The organism is Streptomyces sp. NPDC058221 (genome assembly GCF_042882365.1).
Taxonomy (GTDB): domain Bacteria; phylum Actinomycetota; class Actinomycetes; order Streptomycetales; family Streptomycetaceae; genus Streptomyces.
The window spans coordinates 1-18069 of record NZ_JBHVWF010000039.1; the positions used below are offsets into that span (position 1 = coordinate 1).

At 71.9% G+C, this 18069-nt stretch carries 12 protein-coding genes; 8 read left to right on the forward strand and 4 right to left on the reverse strand.

Annotated features, from left to right (window positions below):
* The coding region (locus ACFVW8_RS15325; RefSeq protein WP_389689993.1) for an amino acid adenylation domain-containing protein at window positions 1–2671 on the reverse strand (2671 nt) is incomplete at its 3' end.
* 456 nt (window positions 2672–3127) lie between these two features.
* Here ACFVW8_RS15325 and ACFVW8_RS15330 point away from each other — a divergent pair.
* On the forward strand, window positions 3128–3445 hold the full coding sequence (locus tag ACFVW8_RS15330) for a hypothetical protein (protein ID WP_389689995.1): 318 nt from the start codon (window positions 3128–3130) through the stop codon (window positions 3443–3445).
* Between the two features lie 570 nt (window positions 3446–4015).
* Complete coding sequence (locus ACFVW8_RS15335; RefSeq protein ID WP_389689997.1) at window positions 4016–4357, forward strand: amidase family protein; 342 nt, start codon at window positions 4016–4018, stop codon at window positions 4355–4357.
* On the opposite strand, the gene ACFVW8_RS15340 is transcribed toward ACFVW8_RS15335, so the two are convergent.
* Window positions 4344–7010: a family 78 glycoside hydrolase catalytic domain gene (locus ACFVW8_RS15340; RefSeq protein WP_389689999.1), complete on the reverse strand. Its 2667-nt coding sequence runs from the start codon at window positions 7008–7010 to the stop codon at window positions 4344–4346. The genes ACFVW8_RS15335 and ACFVW8_RS15340 overlap by 14 nt on opposite strands.
* Before the next feature lie 553 nt (window positions 7011–7563).
* Here ACFVW8_RS15340 and ACFVW8_RS15345 point away from each other — a divergent pair.
* A complete protein-coding gene (locus tag ACFVW8_RS15345; protein ID WP_389690080.1) occupies window positions 7564–8913 on the forward strand; it encodes a TerD family protein in 1350 nt (449 codons plus the stop codon).
* A 10-nt stretch (window positions 8914–8923) separates the two neighbouring features.
* On the opposite strand, the gene ACFVW8_RS15350 is transcribed toward ACFVW8_RS15345, so the two are convergent.
* A complete protein-coding gene (locus ACFVW8_RS15350; RefSeq protein WP_389690001.1) occupies window positions 8924–10096 on the reverse strand; it encodes a glycosyltransferase in 1173 nt (390 codons plus the stop codon).
* 58 nt (window positions 10097–10154) lie between these two features.
* Between ACFVW8_RS15350 and ACFVW8_RS15355 the strand changes: the two genes are divergently transcribed.
* Both ACFVW8_RS15355 and ACFVW8_RS15360 read left to right on the forward strand, forming a co-directional pair.
* A complete protein-coding gene (locus ACFVW8_RS15355) occupies window positions 10155–10940 on the forward strand; it encodes a glutamate racemase (protein WP_389690003.1) in 786 nt (261 codons plus the stop codon).
* A gap of 68 nt (window positions 10941–11008) precedes the next feature.
* Window positions 11009–11572 (forward strand): hypothetical protein, encoded by a 564-nt coding sequence (locus ACFVW8_RS15360; protein ID WP_389690005.1) that lies wholly within the window; start codon window positions 11009–11011, stop codon window positions 11570–11572.
* A 71-nt stretch (window positions 11573–11643) separates the two neighbouring features.
* On the opposite strand, the gene ACFVW8_RS15365 is transcribed toward ACFVW8_RS15360, so the two are convergent.
* Window positions 11644–12756, reverse strand: a complete 1113-nt coding sequence (locus tag ACFVW8_RS15365; protein ID WP_389690007.1) for an O-antigen ligase family protein — start codon at window positions 12754–12756, stop codon at window positions 11644–11646.
* A 194-nt stretch (window positions 12757–12950) separates the two neighbouring features.
* Here ACFVW8_RS15365 and lnt point away from each other — a divergent pair, with 194 nt between their 5' ends.
* From lnt to ACFVW8_RS15380, 3 genes are all read left to right on the forward strand, one after another.
* Window positions 12951–14546 carry an apolipoprotein N-acyltransferase gene (lnt, locus tag ACFVW8_RS15370; protein WP_389690009.1) on the forward strand — a complete coding sequence of 532 codons (1596 nt, stop codon included), beginning with the start codon at window positions 12951–12953 and terminating at the stop codon, window positions 14544–14546.
* A gap of 35 nt (window positions 14547–14581) precedes the next feature.
* Window positions 14582–15061, forward strand: a complete 480-nt coding sequence (locus ACFVW8_RS15375; protein ID WP_389690011.1) for an NUDIX domain-containing protein — start codon at window positions 14582–14584, stop codon at window positions 15059–15061.
* Between the two features lie 189 nt (window positions 15062–15250).
* Window positions 15251–17863 (forward strand): alpha-L-rhamnosidase C-terminal domain-containing protein, encoded by a 2613-nt coding sequence (locus ACFVW8_RS15380; RefSeq protein ID WP_389690013.1) that lies wholly within the window; start codon window positions 15251–15253, stop codon window positions 17861–17863.
* The last annotated feature ends 206 nt before the right edge of the window (window positions 17864–18069 follow it).

The window sequence follows — 18069 nt, forward strand, 5'->3', positions numbered from 1 at the left end:
CCCCCGGCAGCTCACGCAGCGCCGACTCGATCTCACCGGTTTCCACACGCCGGCCGCGGATCTTGATCTGGCGGTCGCTGCGGCCGAGGAACTCCAGCGTTCCGCCGTCGCCCCACCGGGCGAGGTCCCCGGTGCGGTACATGCGGTCGCCGGGGGAGCCGAACGGGTCCGGCATGAAGCGTTCCGCGGTCTGCCCGGGCCGGCCGGAGTAGCCGCGGGCCACGCCCTCGCCGGAGAGGTAGAGTTCACCGGTTCCGCCGCGCGGCACCGGGTGCAGCGACGGATCGAGCACATAGGCCCGGGCACCGGTGACCGGCCGTCCGATGACCGGGGACCCGCCCGCGACACGGGCCGTCACCGCGTCGACGGTGGCCTCGGTCGGTCCGTAGAAGTTGAAGACGAGAAGGTCGTCCCGGCCGGAGAGTTCCTTCCAGAGCGCGTCGTCCACGGGCTCGCCGCCGAGCGCGATGACGCGTGGCCGGTGCTCAGGGGCCGTGAGCAGACCCGCGGTGAGCATCTGGCGCAGATAGGTGGGTGTCGTCTCGATGGCGTCGATCCGTTCCCGTACGAGGTACTCGACGAGCGCCTCCGGGTCGCGCCTGACGGAGTCAGCGACGATGTGCAGCTCATGGCCCGCTGCCATCCACAGCACCGGGTCCCAGGACGCGTCGAAGGAGGTGGCCGCCGTGAGGGCGACGCGCAGCCTGCGGCCGTAGGTCTCCTCCGCCAGGGCGTGCGACTCCCGCCGGTGGTGTCCGAGGAGGTTGCCGAGCGAGCGGTGCTCGACGACGACGCCCTTGGGCCGGCCGGTGGAACCCGAGGTGTAGATGACGTAGGCGGCATCCCGTGGGCCGGGGCTGACCGGTGGGCTCACATCGGGTTCCTGCTCGACGAGAGCGGGATCCACGAGCGGCAGCGATCGCGCGGGATCCATGACGGACGCCAGTTCCGCGGTCGCGACCAGCGCGGCCGGAGCCGAGTCCTCGATCATGAAGGCCAGCCGGTCCGCCGGGTATGACGGGTCGAGCGGCAGGTAGGCGGCGCCCGCGCGCATCACCGCCAGCATCGCCACGACGAGTTCCGTCGTCCGGGGCAGCCCGACGGCGATCCGGGCCCCGGGCCGGGCTCCGGCGGCGGACAGCACTCCGGCGAGCGCGTCGACCCGGCCGTCCAGCTCCGCGAAGGTCAGCCGGGTGCTCCCGGCGACGACCGCGGTGCGGTCCGGGGAGATCCGGGCCTGCCGGGCGAGCTGTTCGGGCAGGGTGGGGAGCGCGGTGTCGTCGTCGGGCGGTGCGGTGGGGTGCGGTGCGGCGCCGAGTCCCGGGATGAGCGCTCGCTCGGCGGCACTGAGGAAGGTCAGCGAACCGACCGTGCGGGACGGCTCGTCGGCGAAGTCCTCGATCAGCCGGCACAGCCGCCGGTGATGCCCCGCCAGCTCCTCGGGGGTGTAGCGGGCGGCGTTCCCGTGCAGATCGATGTGGAGACCGCCGTCGGCATAGGAGGCGTGCACGGCGACGGCCAGGTCATCCACCGGCCCGATGGACAGATTGTGCAGCGTGGCCGGGTGCGGGCCGAAGCGGAGGCTGTCGTCGAAGGCGAGGATGTTGACCGAGGGCCCGCTCAACGGCACATCCGTACCCGCGAGTCCCAGGTCGTGCCGCAGCTCCTCCGCGGCGTAGCGCTGGTGCCGCAGCACCTTGCGGGCCTCGGCGGAGGCCCGCTTCGCCACGTCGGCCACCCGGTCGGACGGGGCGAGTGCCAGCCGCATCGGCAGGACGGAGCTGAGCATGCCGGGCGTGGCACGGGCCAGTGGTGTGCGCCGGGCGGTGACCGGGAGGCCCAGGACGACCTCGCCGACACCCTGGCTGCGGTGCAGGTAGACGGCCAGCGCGGCCATGAAGAACGTCGGCCATCCCACTCCCGACTCCCTGGCCGCCGCCCGCAGCCGGTCAGCCTGTGCGGGGGACAGCTCCTTGCGCACCCGCAGTGAACCGCCGCCCGGCACGGGGCGGGCGGCGGGCCGGGCGGGAGTGGGGGCGCCCGCAAGGTAGCGCGTCCAGAAGGCGCGGTCCTCGGCGTGCTGCCCGGACGCGCGGTAGGCGTCCTCCTCGTCGACGAGCGCCGCGAGTGCGCCGTCCGCACCGGGCGTGGCGACCGAAGCGGTGTACGCCTCGGCGATCCGGGAGAGCGCCAGCGCGGCGCCGTAACCGTCGAGTGCGAGGTGATGCACTTGCTGGTGGAAGAGGTGATGTGTGCCGGAGAGGCGGTAGAGCGTCATCAGTACCAGCGGACCGGTGGTGACGTCCACGGGCCGGCGCAGCGCCGCGTCCATCCGTCGCAACGCCTCGCCATGGGGGTCCTGGTAGCCGGAGAGATCGATCAGAGGGACGTCGAGCGGGGGCCGGCCGCTGCTGTCCGCCCGGTGGATCCGCTGGAAGGGAACACCGTCGCGCTCGCCGAACGTCACCCGCAGCGCCTCGTTCCCGCCCACCACTCGGCCGACGGCGGCCCGCAGGGCGGCCGGGTCCAGACCGCCCCGGACATCCGCGTACTCGGCCACGTTGTACGCGGGACTGTCCGCGTCGATGCGCTGCGCGAACCAGATGCCCCGCTGAGCCGCTGTCAGCGGCAGAACGTCCTGCGAAGTCGTGTTGTGCGGTGCGTCGGTCACGCGTTCTCACCTCTGTGGAAGGCCTGCGGAGCAGGGACGGCTCGCGGCGGAGCGCCGGGTGGCAGGACGGGGTCAGGGACGGGACGGCCCGTACGGGCGGGCGGTTCTGCGGCGAGCGACCAGCTCATGACCGCACGACCGCACCCTCACCCCGAGCTGACGGAGATTCACACATCGCGCCTGTGAACCGGACCTCTGACGGACCAGCACCGTGCCGCACACCTCCCGAAAGTCACCGTCGCCCCAAATGGGCTGTCACATCAGTCGTTCGGAGTCACATACGTGCCGGATTGGTGATGTGACGCGAGACACAGCGCCGAGAGGCTCGGGTTTGCGCTTCACATATGCATAACAGGCGAATGATCGATGGATTCGAGCCATCGACCAAGCCGGGCGGCCGGCGGCTCCGAACAGCGCATGTCGAAGTCGAGTGCTCATGAGATCTCTGGAGCGTCCATGAATATCCCCGCAGGTGTCCCGCGCCGGTGCGTCACCCTGGCAGCCGCAGGAGTACTGGTGATCGTGTCGGCGGCCGGCGCAGGAGCGGCGACCGCTCACGGGCGGACCGTCCCGAGCGGTAATTCCATACGGGCGGACCAGCCGCGCGGGAGCGCCGTCGCCTCGCCCCTCGCCTACCGCGGCGTCCAGGGCGGCAACCTCTGTCTGTTGTCGCGGTGTTCGGTCGGGGACTCCACTCCGGGCGGGAATGCCGGTCCGAGCAACACACAGGGCTTCAACCTGTGCCTGCTGGCGCTCTGCACCGTGCGCCCCTGAGACGCGGGAGCCTGCGGAACCGCCGACGCGGCCTGCACGAGAGTGCCGGCCGCCAGGAGCTGTTCGCCTCCGCCCGGTGCGGCCAACAGGCAGAGCCCCACCGGCAGGCCGCCCGCGAGAGGACCGGGGACGGTGAGGGCCGGCAGGCCGCCCAGGCCCGCCGGACACGTCAGGCCGAGAAGTGCCTCGCGCACGCCGACGCCCGCCCTGCCGTACGCCGGGGCGGGCGCCGGCGTGGCGGGATCGCCGGCAGGGCCCCGTCCAGACGCCGGCCGAGCCAGTGCGCGACGGCTGCCGCGTGAACCCTGGCGGACTCCTCGCGATCACGTCCCACCCGGCTCGCCAACTGCAGTCCCGCGGCGACGTTCGGGCCGAACGCCGGGCGGTCCCGCACGATCCACGGGCCGTGGGCGCGCCATACCTCGGCGGCTGGGCGTCCGGGCCGGCGGCAGCGTGGGCCCTGCACCACACGCTGTCCTTCCTGCCGGCCACCGACATCGTCACCGCAGTGGCCGACCGCAGGCTCAGCCCGGTCGGACACAATCCCCTCTTTCCGCCCACCCGTAATCCGTGGAACACCGGACTGACCCCGGCGGCTCCAGCGCCGGATCGGCCGCCGCGGTCTCCGCAGGGCTCGGCCCGGTGGTGCCCGGCAGCGACGGCGGCTGCTCCCTGCGCGTGCCTGCGCGCGTTCTGCGAACTGGTCGGCTTCAAACCGTCGATGCGCCGTGTCCCGGTCCGGCCCGGCTGCCGGGACGACCGGTACCCCGGCGTCTCGTCCCGGGCGGCACCGTCCGGGTCAGCACTCCGAGATGTTCGATGCTCTCCCAGGCCGGCGGTGAGCACCGTCGTCCCCTGAGGGCACCGGCGCGGCCCTCAGGGGACATCAGCGCGCGGATCAGCGCACGGTGAAGGTCCACACGCCCGAGCCGACCCGGTAGGCGGCCCGGTCCGTGCCCCGGGTGCGCTCGGCGCCCTGCGGCGCGCCGACCCGGTCGTGCCGCGCGGTCACCGGAACGTGCACCACCGCACGGCTGTTGGCCGGAATGGTGACCGTCAGCCGCAGCGACCCCCCGGACCGCTTCCACGTGCTGGCGACGCGCCCGCGCACGGTCTCCAGCGCGGCGGAGACATGATCGAGGGAGGCGGGTGTCGTGGGCGAGACGGTGATCTCGCCGTAGCCGGCCTTCGCCGGCCTGATGCCCGCGAGAACGGTGTAGAGCGAGGTGTTGACCCCGGCGAACATCGCGTGGTCGTGCGTTTCCATGGCGGAGTCGTAGAGCCACTGCTCCCAGCTGGACGTGGCACCGTGCGCCAGCTGGAAGCCGAAACCGGGGTAGTCGCGTTGCTGGAGCATGGTCATCGCGAGGTCGGTGCGGCCGATGCGGTCCAGGGCGTCCACCAAGTAGCGGGTGCCGAAGATGCCGGTGTCCAGATGACTGTCGTTCTTCACCGTGATGGTCCGCACCAGCTGGTCGCCGACGGCCTTCTCGCGCGCCGCGGGAACCATTTTGAAGGCCAGCGGCAGGATGCTGGTCACCTGCCGTCCGCTGCCGTAGGTGTCGCCCGCCTCGTTGAGGAAGTGCGTGTTGAACGCCTCCTTGATGCGAGCGGTCAGCTCCTCGAAGCGGCGGGCGTCCGCGGTGTGCCCCAGTGCCTCGGCGGCCTGTGCGGTCACCTCGGCCTGCCGGTACGACAGGGCGGTGTTGACCAGGGACACCTCGCTGGTGCAGTCGCCCGCATCGGGACTGCCCATGCCGTCGTTGGACTCGGGGCCGTGGTCGGGCGGGCACCAGTCACCGAAGCCCTTGTCCTCGGGCCAGATGAGCCCGGGTGCCTCCGTGGCGTTGCGGTCGACGAATCGCTTCATGTCCGGGTAGGCCGTCTCCAGCGCGTCCCGGTCGCCGTACTGCTCGTACACCGTCCATGCCAGGACCACCTGGCCGCCGGCCATGTCCGGGTACTGCGCCTTGACGTCGTCGGAGGGCAGGGCCGTGCCCGGCGGCATGTCCTGCAGGTACTTCGCGTAGAAGCTCTCCATCCCGAACTCACGCACGGCCGCGTCCCCGTAGGCCTGGACGTCCATGGCCGGCGGCGTGCGCTCGTCCCGGACCGGGGTATCCGTGGGCGTGCTCATGGAGTTGTTGATGATGCTCCAGCGGTTGTTGCGCCAGATGCTGTTGAGCATGCCGCTTGAGGAGCTGAAGCTGCCGGTCGACGGCACGTCGGCGTGCACGACACGCGCCTGCACGGCACCCTTCGCCGGACGCCCGGGGGAGCCGGTGACCTCCAGATACCGGAAGCCGTGGTAGGTGAAGCGCGGCTCGTACGTCTCCGGCTTCCCCGTGCCGGCGAGCGTAAAGGTGTCCGTGGCGGCGGCGTCCCGGTTGGTCGCCGTGTCGAGCAGACCGTCGGCCCCGAGTTCCTCCGCGGTCCGCAACGAGACACGGGTGCCCGCGGCGCCCTCGGTGCGCAGACGGGTCCAGCCGGCGATGTTCTGCCCGAAGTCGTAGACATAGGTGCCCGGCCGGGGCTCGGTCACCTTCACCGGATCCAGGGTGTCCGCCACCTCGACCGGGGGCATGGTGCTCGCGCGCAGTTCCCCCGCGGGGGCATCCGCGCCGGTGGTGGGCTGCCACGCACCGTCGTCGAAGCCGGGCCGGTCCCACCCCTGCTGCTCCTTTCGGGCATCGTAGGACTCGCCGTCGTAGAGGTCGTCGGCGGTGATCGGACCGGTGGACCACTTCCAGGTCGGATCGGTCGTCAGCCGGCTGTGGCTGCCGTCGGTGTACGTGACGTCGAGCAGCATGACCGCCTGCCGCTTGCCGGTCCAGCGAAAGCCGTACGGGCTGAAGTTCTTGCCGTACCCGTTCCCGAGCCACAGCCCGACCGAGTTGGCGCCGCCCCGCAGCTGCCGGGTCACGTCGTAGGTGTCGTACAACACCCGCCGCTCATAAGGGGTGTTGGCCGGGGCAAGGACGTGGTCGCCCACCTTCGCGCCGTTCAGACGCAGTTCGTGGAAGCCGAGACCGGCCACATAGGCGCGTGCCTCGGCGACCTTCTTGTCGGCCAGGCGGAAGTCCTTGCGCAGCAGCGGAGCCTCCGTCTTGTCCGCGGACGGGGTGATCCACTGCGCGCCGTGCCAGTCGGCGGCCGTGCGCAGCGCGGTGTCCCAGTGTGCCGGTGCGCTCCACCGGGACGGCCTGCCGTGCCCGTCCCAGACGCGGACCGTCCAGTAGTAACGCGCACCCGGGGCAAGCGGTTTGCCGCCGTACTCCACGGCGACCGACTCGCTCGAACGACGCCTGCCGCTGTCCCACACACCGCCGTGCCCGCGTGCCAGTTCGGCCGGGCTGCTCGCCACCAGGACCTGGTAGGCGGATTGCGTCGCATTGCGCTCGCCGCCGGCCAGCTTCCACCCCAGTAGCGGGTGTTCGGCCTCGACAGCCAGTGGATCGGTACGTCCGTCGACGGTGACGGCCTGCAGGCGGAGCCCACCGGCCGCCTCGGCGGGATGAGCGCTGCCGGTGAGCAGCGCCATCGTCAGGAGCGCGGCGGCACACAAGGGTGCCGGTGCTCTCCTGTGTGCGGCGCGGGTGCTGCGCAGGAGCATGGGGAGCCTTTCGCAAGCTGCAGTCTTCGGCAGGGACCGTGAGGGGCAAGGCCGCTTCCCGTGCCGTGCGACTCGCGGCATGGTGGGTCATTGCATGAAACGTTTCATGGGACCCTAGGCGGCTTCTGTGACCAGCGTCAACGGTTGCGGCAGCGTCAAATCCACGTAACGCGTCGGCGTATGCGCTCCGTTCGGTGCCCAGCGAGCCCCTGATCTGAAACGCTTCACGCGTCGTCTGCCGCATGCGAAGGGAGTTCCGCGCGCATCGGTCCGCGCCCATCGGCGCGCCCTGGCGCCGGGTGGTACAGCGCCCGGCGCCGAGGGTCCGGCGCTGTACCACCCCGACATGCCGCGCCGCGCGCAGTGACGGTGGTCACCAGCGGCGCAGAGAGCGAGTTGACGGAGGGATGCCGGCGGGTGCGTGGACCTCTCCAGCGCCGCTGTGGGTTCTGCGGTGGGAGGGGCATTAAGTTGGCCGGGAAAGGTCTCGGCAGCCGGACTCGCGATGGGGGCGAGCATGACCATGCTTAAAGGAACCAATGTTCCAGTGGCGGCCCAGGCCGTGCGTGTCGAAATGGGGTGGAACACATCCCCGGGGACCCCGGACGTGGACGCCTCGGCGCTCCTTCTCCTTGCGTCCGGAAAGGTGCGCAGCGACGCGGACTTCGTCTTCTACAACCAGCCGGCCCACGCATCCGGCGCGGTGCGCCACGAGGGCAAGCGGAACAACGGCGGCGCGGCCACCGACACCCTGGCCGTCGACCTCGCCCGGGTTGAGCCTGTCGTCGAGCGCATCGTGCTGGCCGCCTCGGCGGACGGCGGCACGTTCGGCCGGGTGACCGGGCTGTACGTACGGATCACGGACGCGGCGAACGGCTCCGAACTGGCGCGGTTCGACAGCGCCGACGCCACGGTGGAGACCGCGTTCATCCTCGGCGAGCTCTACCGGCGTCAGGGCTCCTGGAAGTTCCGGGCGGTGGGCCAGGGATACGGGACGGGCCTCGAAGGGCTGGCCACGGACTTCGGAATCTCCGTCGACGAACCGCAGCAGCCGCAGAGGGCCCCGCAGCCGCCAACGCCTCCGCAGCCCCAACAGCCCAATCCGGCAACCCGGGTCGCCGCCGTGCCGCCACCGCCGCAGTACTCGCAGCCGGCCGCCGCACCGGTGACACCGCCGGCCCCTCCCGCACCTCCCGCGCCGCCCGCTCCCCAGCCCGTCCGGCTCTCCAAGGTGACCCTCACCAAGGAAGCGCCGTCGGTCTCGCTGGCGAAACAGGGCGGCACCACGGGATCCATGCGCGTCAATCTCAACTGGGAAGTGCGCAAGCAGTTCAAGGGGTGGGGCAGCAAACTCGGCAGGGCCGTCGCCAACCACGCGGATCTCGATCTCGACCTCTGCGCGCTGTACGAACTCACCGACGGACGCAAGGGAGTGGTGCAGGCGCTCGGAAACGCCTTCGGGGCCCTTCAGCAGCCGCCCTATGTCCACCTCGACGGGGACGACCGGACCGGCGCGGTCGAGTCCGGCGAGAACCTGACCATCAACCTCGACCAGATGGCCAGGATCCGCCGGATCCTGATCTTCGTCACCATCTACGAGGGCGCCCGGAGTTTCGCCGATCTGCACGCGACCGTGACGCTTCAGCCCCAGCACGGCGCCGCGATCGACTTCTCGCTCGACGAATGCACCGTCCCGTCGACGGTCTGCGCACTCGCGCTCATCACCAACAACGGGGGAGACCTCACCGTGCAGCGCGAGGCCCACTACCTCGTGCCGCAGCGCGGAGTGAGCCCGCAGCGCACCATCGACCAGGCCTACGGCTGGGGAATGAACTGGACCCCCGGCCGCAAGTGAACCCGCCGGGTCACTGGTCCGGTGCGGCCTCGGGACGGGCGTACGTGCGCCCCTTCCAGGCCGCACCGCGGCCGCGGTAGTGCTGCACGGCCGAATCGACCGTCATCAGCAGGTACAGCAGCGCGGTGAACGGCAGGAGCGGCGCCGGCCACAGGGACTGCCGGTAGTACCCCAGCATCGGCATGTACGTGCCGGCCATCACGGCCCAGGCGACGCCGCCCGCCCAGGCCGCCGCCGCGTTACCGGACAGCAGCCCGGCCGCGAGGGTCACGGGCGGCGCGAGGTAGACCAGCGCGAGCCCCAGCACCGTGCCGAGCAGCAGCAACGGGCTGTGCCGCAGCTGGGCGTACGCGCTCCGCGAGATCATCCGCCACAGATCGGCCAGGCACGGATAGGGCCGCACACTGTCCACCCGGTCCGCGAGCCCCAGCCAGATCCGGCCGCCGCTGTCCTGCACCGCGCGGGCCAGCGAGACGTCATCGATCACCGCCTGCCGGATCGACTCCGGCACCCTCGCCCGGGCAGCGGCCTCGGTCCGCAGCAGTACGCAGCCGCCCGCGGCTGCCGCGGTACGCGTTCCCGCCCGGTTCACCCACCGGAACGGGTAGAGCTGCGAGAAGAAGTACACGAAGGCCGGCACGACGAGCCGTTCCCAGACGCTCTCCACCCGCAGCCGCGCCATCTGCGACACCAGATCGAATCCGCCCGACCCGGCGGCCGCCACCAGCTCCCGCAGACTGTCCGGCTCGTGCGCGATGTCGGCGTCGGTGAGCAGCAGGTACTCCGGGTCCTTCGCCCGTGCCAGCGCGATCCCGTGCCGCACGGCCCAGAGCTTGCCCGTCCAGCCCGGCTCGGGCTCCCCGGGCGACGCCACGGTCACCGGCAGCCCTCCGTGCCGTACGGACAGCGCACGGGCGAGATCCCCGGTCCCGTCCTGGCTGCAGTCGTCGACCAGGAAAATCTCGGCCGCTCCCGGATAGTCCTGCGCCAGCAGCGACGGCAGGCTCACCGGAAGCATGTCGGCCTCGTCACGCGCGGGGACGACGATCGCGACGGACGGCCAGTGCGCGGGGGCCACCCGGTCCGGCAGCCGCTGACCGGTCCGCCAGAAGAAGCCCTGCCCCAGCAGCAGCCACACCCACGCGGCAAGCGAACCCAGGGCGATCCAGACAATGGCGCTCATTGGCCGAAGTCTGCCCCACTGAGCCGGGACCGCAAGGGCCGTCGACTATGGTGACCGGGTGAAGATCGCGCTCATGGACTCCGGAATCGGCCTGCTCGCCGCCGCCGCCGCAGTACGCCGGCTGAGGCCCGACGCCGATCTGGTGCTCTCATCGGACCCCGACAGCATGCCCTGGGGACCCCGCACACCCGAAGACATGACGCAGCATGCGCTCGCCGTGGCGCGCGCGGCCGCCGCTCATCGTCCCGACGCGCTGATCGTCGCCTGCAACACCGCCTCCGTGCACGCGCTGGCGGCGCTGCGGGCCGAGCTCGAACCCGCACTGCCGGTCATCGGCACGGTCCCCGCGATCAAGCCGGCCGCGGCCGGCGGCGGCCGTGTCGCGATCTGGGCCACTCCGTCGACCACGGGCAGTCCGTACCAGCGGCGGCTCATCAGAGATTTCGCCGGGGACGCGGTCATCACCGAAGTCCCCTGCCCCGGCCTCGCCGACGCAGTGGAGTACGCCGACGAAGAAGCCATCGGCCGCGCAATCGCCGCGGCCGCCGCGCTCACCCCGCCCGACGTACAGACCCTCGTGCTGGGCTGCACCCACTACGAGCTGGTCGCCGAGCGCATCCGCGCCGCCGTCCAGCAGCCCGGCCGGCCGGCCGTGGCCCTGCACGGCTCCGCCGGAGCCGTCGCGGCCCAGGCGCTCCGCCGGATCGGGGCCGTGGCCGCTCCGTCGGCCGAACCCGCCACCGGGCTTGTCGTGCTCCTCGGTGGCCGGGTGTCCGGCATGCCCGAGAGCGCTCTGGCCTATCCGGAGGGGCGCGGGCTCGCGGCGGTCAGCCCCGCCCGCTGACGCCCGGCGACGCGACGGGAGTCGTTGGACCCGTTCCGTCGCGCGGTTTCTTCAGTACGCTGCTTGGCATGAGGGACCATCCCCGAGAACCGAGGCAGACCGGCTCCGGCTCCCACACGGCTGTCTGGACCGGCCGGGCCACCAACCGGACCCAGTGGGTGCTCGCCGCTGTCGGAGCCGCCTGTCTGGCGCTCGGCATCCAGCTCGCCGTCAGCTCCACCTGGACCTCCGGCATCGCCCCCCTGCTCATGTCGGTGGTCGGCTGCATGGCGGCCGGCCTCCTGATGCTCTTCGGCACGCTCGCGTTCGTGAACGTGGCGGTCCGGGTCGACGGTGACGCGCTCGAAGTGCGCTGCGGACACATGGGGCTGCCGCGCCGCCGGATCCTGCTCACCCATGTGGTGGGTGCGGACTTCGCGCCCCGGGTCACACCCCGCCAGTGGGGCGGCTGGGGCTACCGCTGGCGCCCCGAGCAGGGCACCGCGGTGGTCGTACGACGGGGTGAGGGCCTGGTGCTCCGGCTCGGCGACGGCAGGACCTTCACGGTCACGGTGGACGACGCGGAGGCGGGCGTCAGGTTCATCCGCGAGCGCCTGCACCTGCCGGCCACCGGCGCACCCGCCGGAGCCTGAGGCGCAGCAGCCGCGCCCACGGCGACCGCCCGGAGAACCGCATTCTGCCCCCTGGGGCACCACGGCCCGTCTCACAGTCCGGCGCGGTCCGCTTGCGGATCATGTCCGGGCACACCGTCCCGACCGCCGTGCGGCTCCCGCTCCCTACCCACGCCGTGGGCCGCGCCGCCGTCCCCGATCGGCCGCCTGGCGGATGCCAGCCCGGCGAGCAGACCGGCCCCGGCCGTCACCGGCGTGAAGCTCAGCGCGTTGCCGACACCGGCCAGCGCCGCCAGTGCCGTGAGCGCGGCGGCTGCGGTCAGGACGACCGGTGTGCCGCGCGGCGAGCGCCACAGCGCGTACAGAAGCCAGCCGAACGCGGCCCCCAGCAGCAGCACCCCCACCACCCCCTGCTCGGCCGCCTGTTGCAGCGGCGCCGAGTGCGGCTTCCCGTCGGAGTGGAGCGTCTGCTGCGCGGTGGGGCTCAGCTCGGCGTAGCGGTCGGGGCCGACGCCCCGCACCGGGTGCTCCCGGGCCAGCCGGGCCGCGTCCTGCCAGAGCTGCACCCGGTTCGTCGTCAGCTGGCCCTCCAGGGAGACGGTCAGCCCGTCGGGCAGTACGTCCTCGGCCACCGCCCAGGAGGTGCCCGCCACCAGCACGGCGGCCAGCGCGAACCCGGCGAGAGCGGGCACGCGGCAGTGCATCCTGGCCGAGGCCAGCGAGCACAGGAGCACCCCGAGGGCCGCCGCGCACCCGGCCGTCGAACCGAGCCCGAGGGAGAGGCCCGCCGCTCCGACGGCCATCATCCGCAGGGTGAACCGCAGGGACTCCCGGTGGGTGGCGCCTGCGGCGCAGCACGCCGCCCCGGCCGCGAGCACCAGCAGAGCGGCCGCAGCGCCGGTGTATCCGGGCGCGGTGTCCATCGTGGCCGTGGCACCGGGCACGCCGTGACGCCAGATGACCGCCATGACGAGGGAGGCCAGAGCGGCGACCGTCGCGGTGGCCACCGGGAGCAGAGTTCCGCAGATGCGCCCGCAGGCGAAACCCGCCGCCACGGCGAGAAGCGCAAGCAGCACCCCCTCCGGCCGGGTCTCCCGGCCCGCCGCGCTGATCAGGGACCAGACGGCGCAGGCGGCGAGGATCACCGCTCCGGCAGCGTCGGACGCGTTGCCGCGCTCCGGCCCCCGCTCTGCGGATGCAGTCATCACGTCCGTCCCCCGGCCTGTGACGGTCCCGTGCGCAACGGCCGGATCCGGCCGGTCGGCGGGGGACTGGCGCACAGATTAGCGGCCGCGGCGGCCATATGTGCAGAAGATGCGAAGAAACGATCCGGCATTGAGGATTCCGCCTCCACGGCGGGGCTGCCGGACACACAGCCGGCCACCGTAGACTCCGCCTGGTGAGCACCACCATCGCCCCGGTCGGCGACCCGCAGCAGCCCGCCTCCGTACTCCGAGCCAGCCGTCTGCTGCCTCGACTCGTCCGTCCCGGCGCCGCCCTGCTCTCCGGGCTGATGCTGTATGCGAGCTTCCCGCCCCGGCCCCTGTGGTGGCTGGTTCTGCCCGGGTTCGCGCTGCTCGGCTGGGTGCTGTTCGAGCGCCGGCTCCGCGCTGCGTTCGGGCTCGGTCTGCTCGCCGGTCTCGGCTTCATGCTCCCGTTGCTGCACTGGACCGGGGAAGAGGTCGGCCCGGTGCCCTGGCTGGCCCTGGCCGCCGCCGAGGCACTGTTCATCGCGGTGGGCTGCATCGGTATCTCCGCGGTGTCCCGGCTCGCCGGCTGGCCGCTGTGGGCGGCCGCGGTCTGGACCCTGGACGAGGCGCTGCGGGCCAGGGTGCCGTTCGGCGGCTTCCCCTGGGGCCGGATCGCCTTCGGCCAGGCGGACAGCGTGTTCCTGCCGCTCGCGGCGCTCGGTGGCACCCCGCTGCTCTCCTTCGCGGTGGTGCTGTGCGGTTTCGGGCTCTTCGAGGCGGTCCGCCGGTTCCGTATCCGGCGTGCCACGGGCGAACTGCCGCGGCTGGCCGCCGCCGCGACCGCGGCGGCCGTACTGGTGCCCGTGGCCGCGGCCCTCGCCTCGCTGCCGCTGGTCGACGACTCCGCCGAGGACGGCACCGCGACCGTCGCAGCGATCCAGGGCAACGTGCCGCGGCTCGGTCTCGACTTCAACTCCCAGCGCCGTGCGGTCCTGGACAACCACGCGAACCGTACGGAGCAGCTCGCCCGGGACGTGAAGGCGGGCAAGGTGCCGCAGCCCGACTTCGTCCTGTGGCCGGAGAACTCCTCCGACCTGGACCCCTATCGCAACCCCGACGCGAGGATCGTGATCGACGACGCGGTGAAGGCGATCGGGGTGCCGACCGTCGTCGGCGCGGTCGTCGAGCCCGACACCGGAAACCTCCGTAACACCCTGATCCAGTGGGACCCGGACAAGGGCCCCGTTGCCACGTACGACAAGCGGCACATCCAGCCGTTCGGCGAGTACATGCCGATGCGTTCCTTCGTGCGCATCTTCAGTTCGGACGTGGACCGGGTGCAGCGCGACTTCGGACCCGGCAAGAAGGTCGGCGTCTTCGATCTGGCGGGCACCGACGTCGGGCTCGTCACCTGCTACGAGGCCGCGTTCGACGACGCCGTGCGGGACACGGTCGAGCACGGGGCCCAGATGATCGCCGTGCCCAGCAACAACGCCACCTTCGGCCGCAGCGAGATGACCTACCAGCAGCTGGCCATGTCCCGGGTGCGCGCGGTGGAGCACAGCCGGTCGGTCGTCGTCCCGGTCACCAGCGGTGTCAGCGCCGTCATCCGCCCGGACGGCACCATCGTCCAGAAGACGAAGATGTTCACCCCGGACGCACTGGTGGACGAGGTGCCGCTGCGGTCGTCGCTGACCCCCGCGACCCGGATGGGGCCGCTGCCCGAAGGGCTGCTGTCCCTGCTCGCGGTCGTCGGCCTGGGCTGGGTGGCGACGCGGGCGGTACGGGCCCGCCGCGGTCGCTGACCAGCTGAGCAGCGCGCGTAGGTAGGGTCGCAGGCATGGCTACTCCTGACTTCATCCGTGAGATCCGCGCCACCGCGGGTCAACAGTTGCTCCTGCTGCCCGGCGTCACCGCCGTCGTGTTCGACGAGGAGGGCAGGGTGCTGCTCGGACGGCGTGCCGACACCGGCACATGGTCGGTGATCGGCGGTATCTCCGAGCCGGGGGAGCAGCCGGCGGCGACGGCGGAGCGCGAGGTGTACGAGGAGACGGCCGTGCACTGCGTGGCGGAGCGTGTGGTGCTGACCCAGGCCCTGCCGCCCGTGCAGTACGAGAACGGCGACAACTGCCAGTACCTGGACGTCACCTTCCGCTGCCGGGCCACCGGTGGCGAGGCCCGCGTCAACGACGACGAGTCGCTGGAGGTGGCCTGGTTCCATGTCGACGCGCTGCCGCCGCTGAACGACTTCGCGCTCCTGCGCATCAAGCAGTCCCTGACGGACGAGCCCACCTGGTTCGAGGCCACTCCCGGGAACTGAAGGCGGAAGGGTCGGGCCGGCCGGGCGGCCAGACCCCGTCCCCGGGCGCACAGGCCCCTGCCTGATCCCGGGCCTCCGTAACCCTGTACGGGCTCCTCCGCCTCGTATAACGTCGCCGTGACGTCGGGAATTGAAACGATTCATGCGGGCGTTCTCCAGCGCTGCGCACTTACGGAAGGACGCCGAGACGTGACGAGCGAGGGCAAGAAGAGGCCGGGTCCGACGCGGCGCACCGTACTCGAAGCCGGTGCCGGGGGAGCGGCGTCACTCGCGGTCGGACTGCCGCTCGTCGCGGGCGGTACTGCGGTCGCCGCCGGAACCGCGCCGCAGCGTGGGGGTTCGTGGCAGCGGTATGTGCAGGCGCCGTCGCAGCGGACCGTACGCCCGGTGGGGATCGTGCGGTCGGCCGGGGACGTGTCCGCGCCTCAGGCGCTGCTGGCGCCCGGCGGGGGTGTCACCGTTCTGCGGCGTCCCGAGCCGCCCGCCGCTCCCCGCTGGCCCCAGGGCACCAAGGCCGAGGCGTCGTCCACACACGCCGGCAACAACGGCAGCGACGGCCGGCCCCGTACCTATGCCGCGGACAACGCCATCGACGGCGACCTCGACACCTTCTGGAACGACGACACCGAACGCGCCTTCCCCGACACCCTGACCATCACCCTGCCCGCCGCACAGCAACTGCCCGGCGTGACGGTGGTGTCCAACGCCGACGGAGTGCCGGGCGACTTCACTGTGGAGGCCTGGGCCGACGCCGCCTGGCGGACCGTCGGCACGGTCACCGGCAACACCGACGTGCAGCGCGCCGTCCGCTTCGACGCGCCGGTCGCGACGGACCGGATACGCATCGCCGTCACGGCCGATCAGGACACCGGGCAGGGCGTGTTCACCCGGATCAACGAGGTCTGGCCGGACGCGGTGGCCCCGGTGACCGCCCCCAGCGTGACGATCGACTTCGGGAAGGTCGTCGTGGGCTACCCGGAGGTGGATTTCGCCCGGGCCTCCGACAACAGCCCCGGTGTGCGGCTGGCGTTCTCCGAGACACTCCAGTACCTGACCGAGCGCTCCGACTTCACCCGCAGCGACCAGGCGGGCGGTGCGGGCCAGGGCACCGACCAGTACGCCGTACCGGCCGGCGGCGGCACATGGACGGACACCAAGGGCTTCGGCTCGGGTGACGACAAGGTGTACGCCGACGGGCTGCACGGCTTCCGCTATCTGAAGATCACTCTCGACGCGCTGCCGTCCGATGCGCCTGCCGCCCAGCCGTGGGGCGAAGTGGCCATCGACGCGGTGTCGCTGGACTTCACGGCCTACCTCGGCACGCCGGATTCCTACCGTGGCTGGTTCCTGTGCTCCGACGAGGAGCTGAACCGCTACTGGTACGGAGCCTCCTACACCAACGAACTCGTCGTCGACACCTTCCGCCGCGACGACGTGGACCCCCGCAACGCCTTCAGCCCGTCACTGGACGGAAAGCTGGTGCTGCACGACGGCCCCAAACGGGACCGGGACCCGTACGTCGGGGACGTGGCGGTGGCGGGACGGACCCTCTACCTCACCCACGACGACGCGGCCGAGGCGGCCCGCAACGTGCTGGCCGACCTCGCCGACCACCAGCGCGACGACGGATGGATCCCGCCCGCGTCCATCAACAACTACACCCTGCCGCTCTTCGACTACCCGCTCTGGTGGGTGACGTGCAGCTGGGACTACGTGCTGTACACGGGCGACCGGGACTACGCGGCGCGCTACTACCCGCAGCTGGTGAAGGTGCTCGACACCTGGTACCCGAGCGTGACGGACGACGCCGGGCTGCTCAGCAAGGGGCTGAACGGTACCGCCGACTACGGTGACTACGCGTTCCTCGGCCGCACCGGCCGCATCACCTACTACAACGCCAACTACGTGCAGGCACTGCGCGATTCGGCACGCATCGCCGGGTTCCTGGGCCACGACGCGGACGCACAGCGCTGGTCGGAGCGGGCGGACAAGGTGGCCGGGGCCATCAACGACCATCTGTGGGACCCGGCGGCGGGCGCCTATCTGGACTCGGCCACCGGTCCGGTCAGGCACGCCCAGGACGGCAACGCCATCGCCATCACCGCGGGTGTCGCCGACGCGGAGCGGGCGGCCTCGGCGCTGGCCCACCTCGACGCGACGACGAAGCTCAGGTACGGCAATGCCTTCATGGACAACGACACGCTGTTCGGCGGCGCGTCCCAGCGGGTGTACGCCTTCACGTCGTATCCGGAGCTGGTGGCGCGCTTCGACACCGGCATGCCGGACTCGGCGATCGACCAGATCAAACGGACCTACGGCTGGATGGACAGCCACGACCCCGGCATCACGCACTGGGAGGGCATAGGCCCGAACGGCTCGCTGTACGAACAGGGCTACACGAGCATGGCGCACGGATGGTCCACGGGCGTACTGCCCGCACTCACCCACCAACTGCTCGGCGCGAAGCCGACATCGCCGGGCTACGCCACCTGGGAGGTACGGCCGAACCCGGGCGAGGTCCGCTGGGCGCAGGGCCAACTCCCCACACCGCACGGGCCGCTCGGGGTGGAATGGGACCGGGACGGCAAGACCTTCTCGCTGACGGTACGGGTCCCCCGGGGCTCGCGCGGATCGGTGGCCCTTCCCACGGACGGCCATTCGGTCACCGTGCGCTCCGGGCAGCGGACGGTGTGGAAGGGCGACCGGGCGTACGGCCCCGGCGTGCACGGCGACTCCCGGCATGTGACGGTCACGGTCCTCACCCACGGCACGCATCGCCTCACCCTCGTACGCAAGGGCTGAGAGGCGCACCGGGGCCGTGTCGGCAGGACTGGGCCCCGGTGCCCACCCGTCAGGCGACGCAGTCGGACATCGTGAGGGTCTCGGCGAGGACCCGCCACAGCGCCCAGGTGCAGGAGCACCTCCGGACCGGCGCGCTGCGCGGCGACCGCGTGATCCGGGTGCAACTGCCGAGCGGCGAAGCTGCGTCAGAGAAGGAGTGGGTTCCG

Excerpts from the sequence above, each read along its gene's own strand:
- ACFVW8_RS15330 (WP_389689995.1), top strand. The coding sequence starts at position 3,128 with ATGAATATCCCCGCAGGTGTCCCGCGCCGGTGCGTCACCCTGGCAGCC.
- ACFVW8_RS15350 (WP_389690001.1), bottom strand. The coding sequence starts at position 10,096 with ATGAGCGCCATTGTCTGGATCGCCCTGGGTTCGCTTGCCGCGTGGGTG.
- ACFVW8_RS15360 (WP_389690005.1), top strand. The coding sequence starts at position 11,009 with ATGAGGGACCATCCCCGAGAACCGAGGCAGACCGGCTCCGGCTCCCAC.
- ACFVW8_RS15345 (WP_389690080.1), top strand. The coding sequence starts at position 7,564 with ATGGGGGCGAGCATGACCATGCTTAAAGGAACCAATGTTCCAGTGGCG.
- ACFVW8_RS15365 (WP_389690007.1), bottom strand. The coding sequence starts at position 12,756 with ATGACTGCATCCGCAGAGCGGGGGCCGGAGCGCGGCAACGCGTCCGAC.
- ACFVW8_RS15375 (WP_389690011.1), top strand. The coding sequence starts at position 14,582 with ATGGCTACTCCTGACTTCATCCGTGAGATCCGCGCCACCGCGGGTCAA.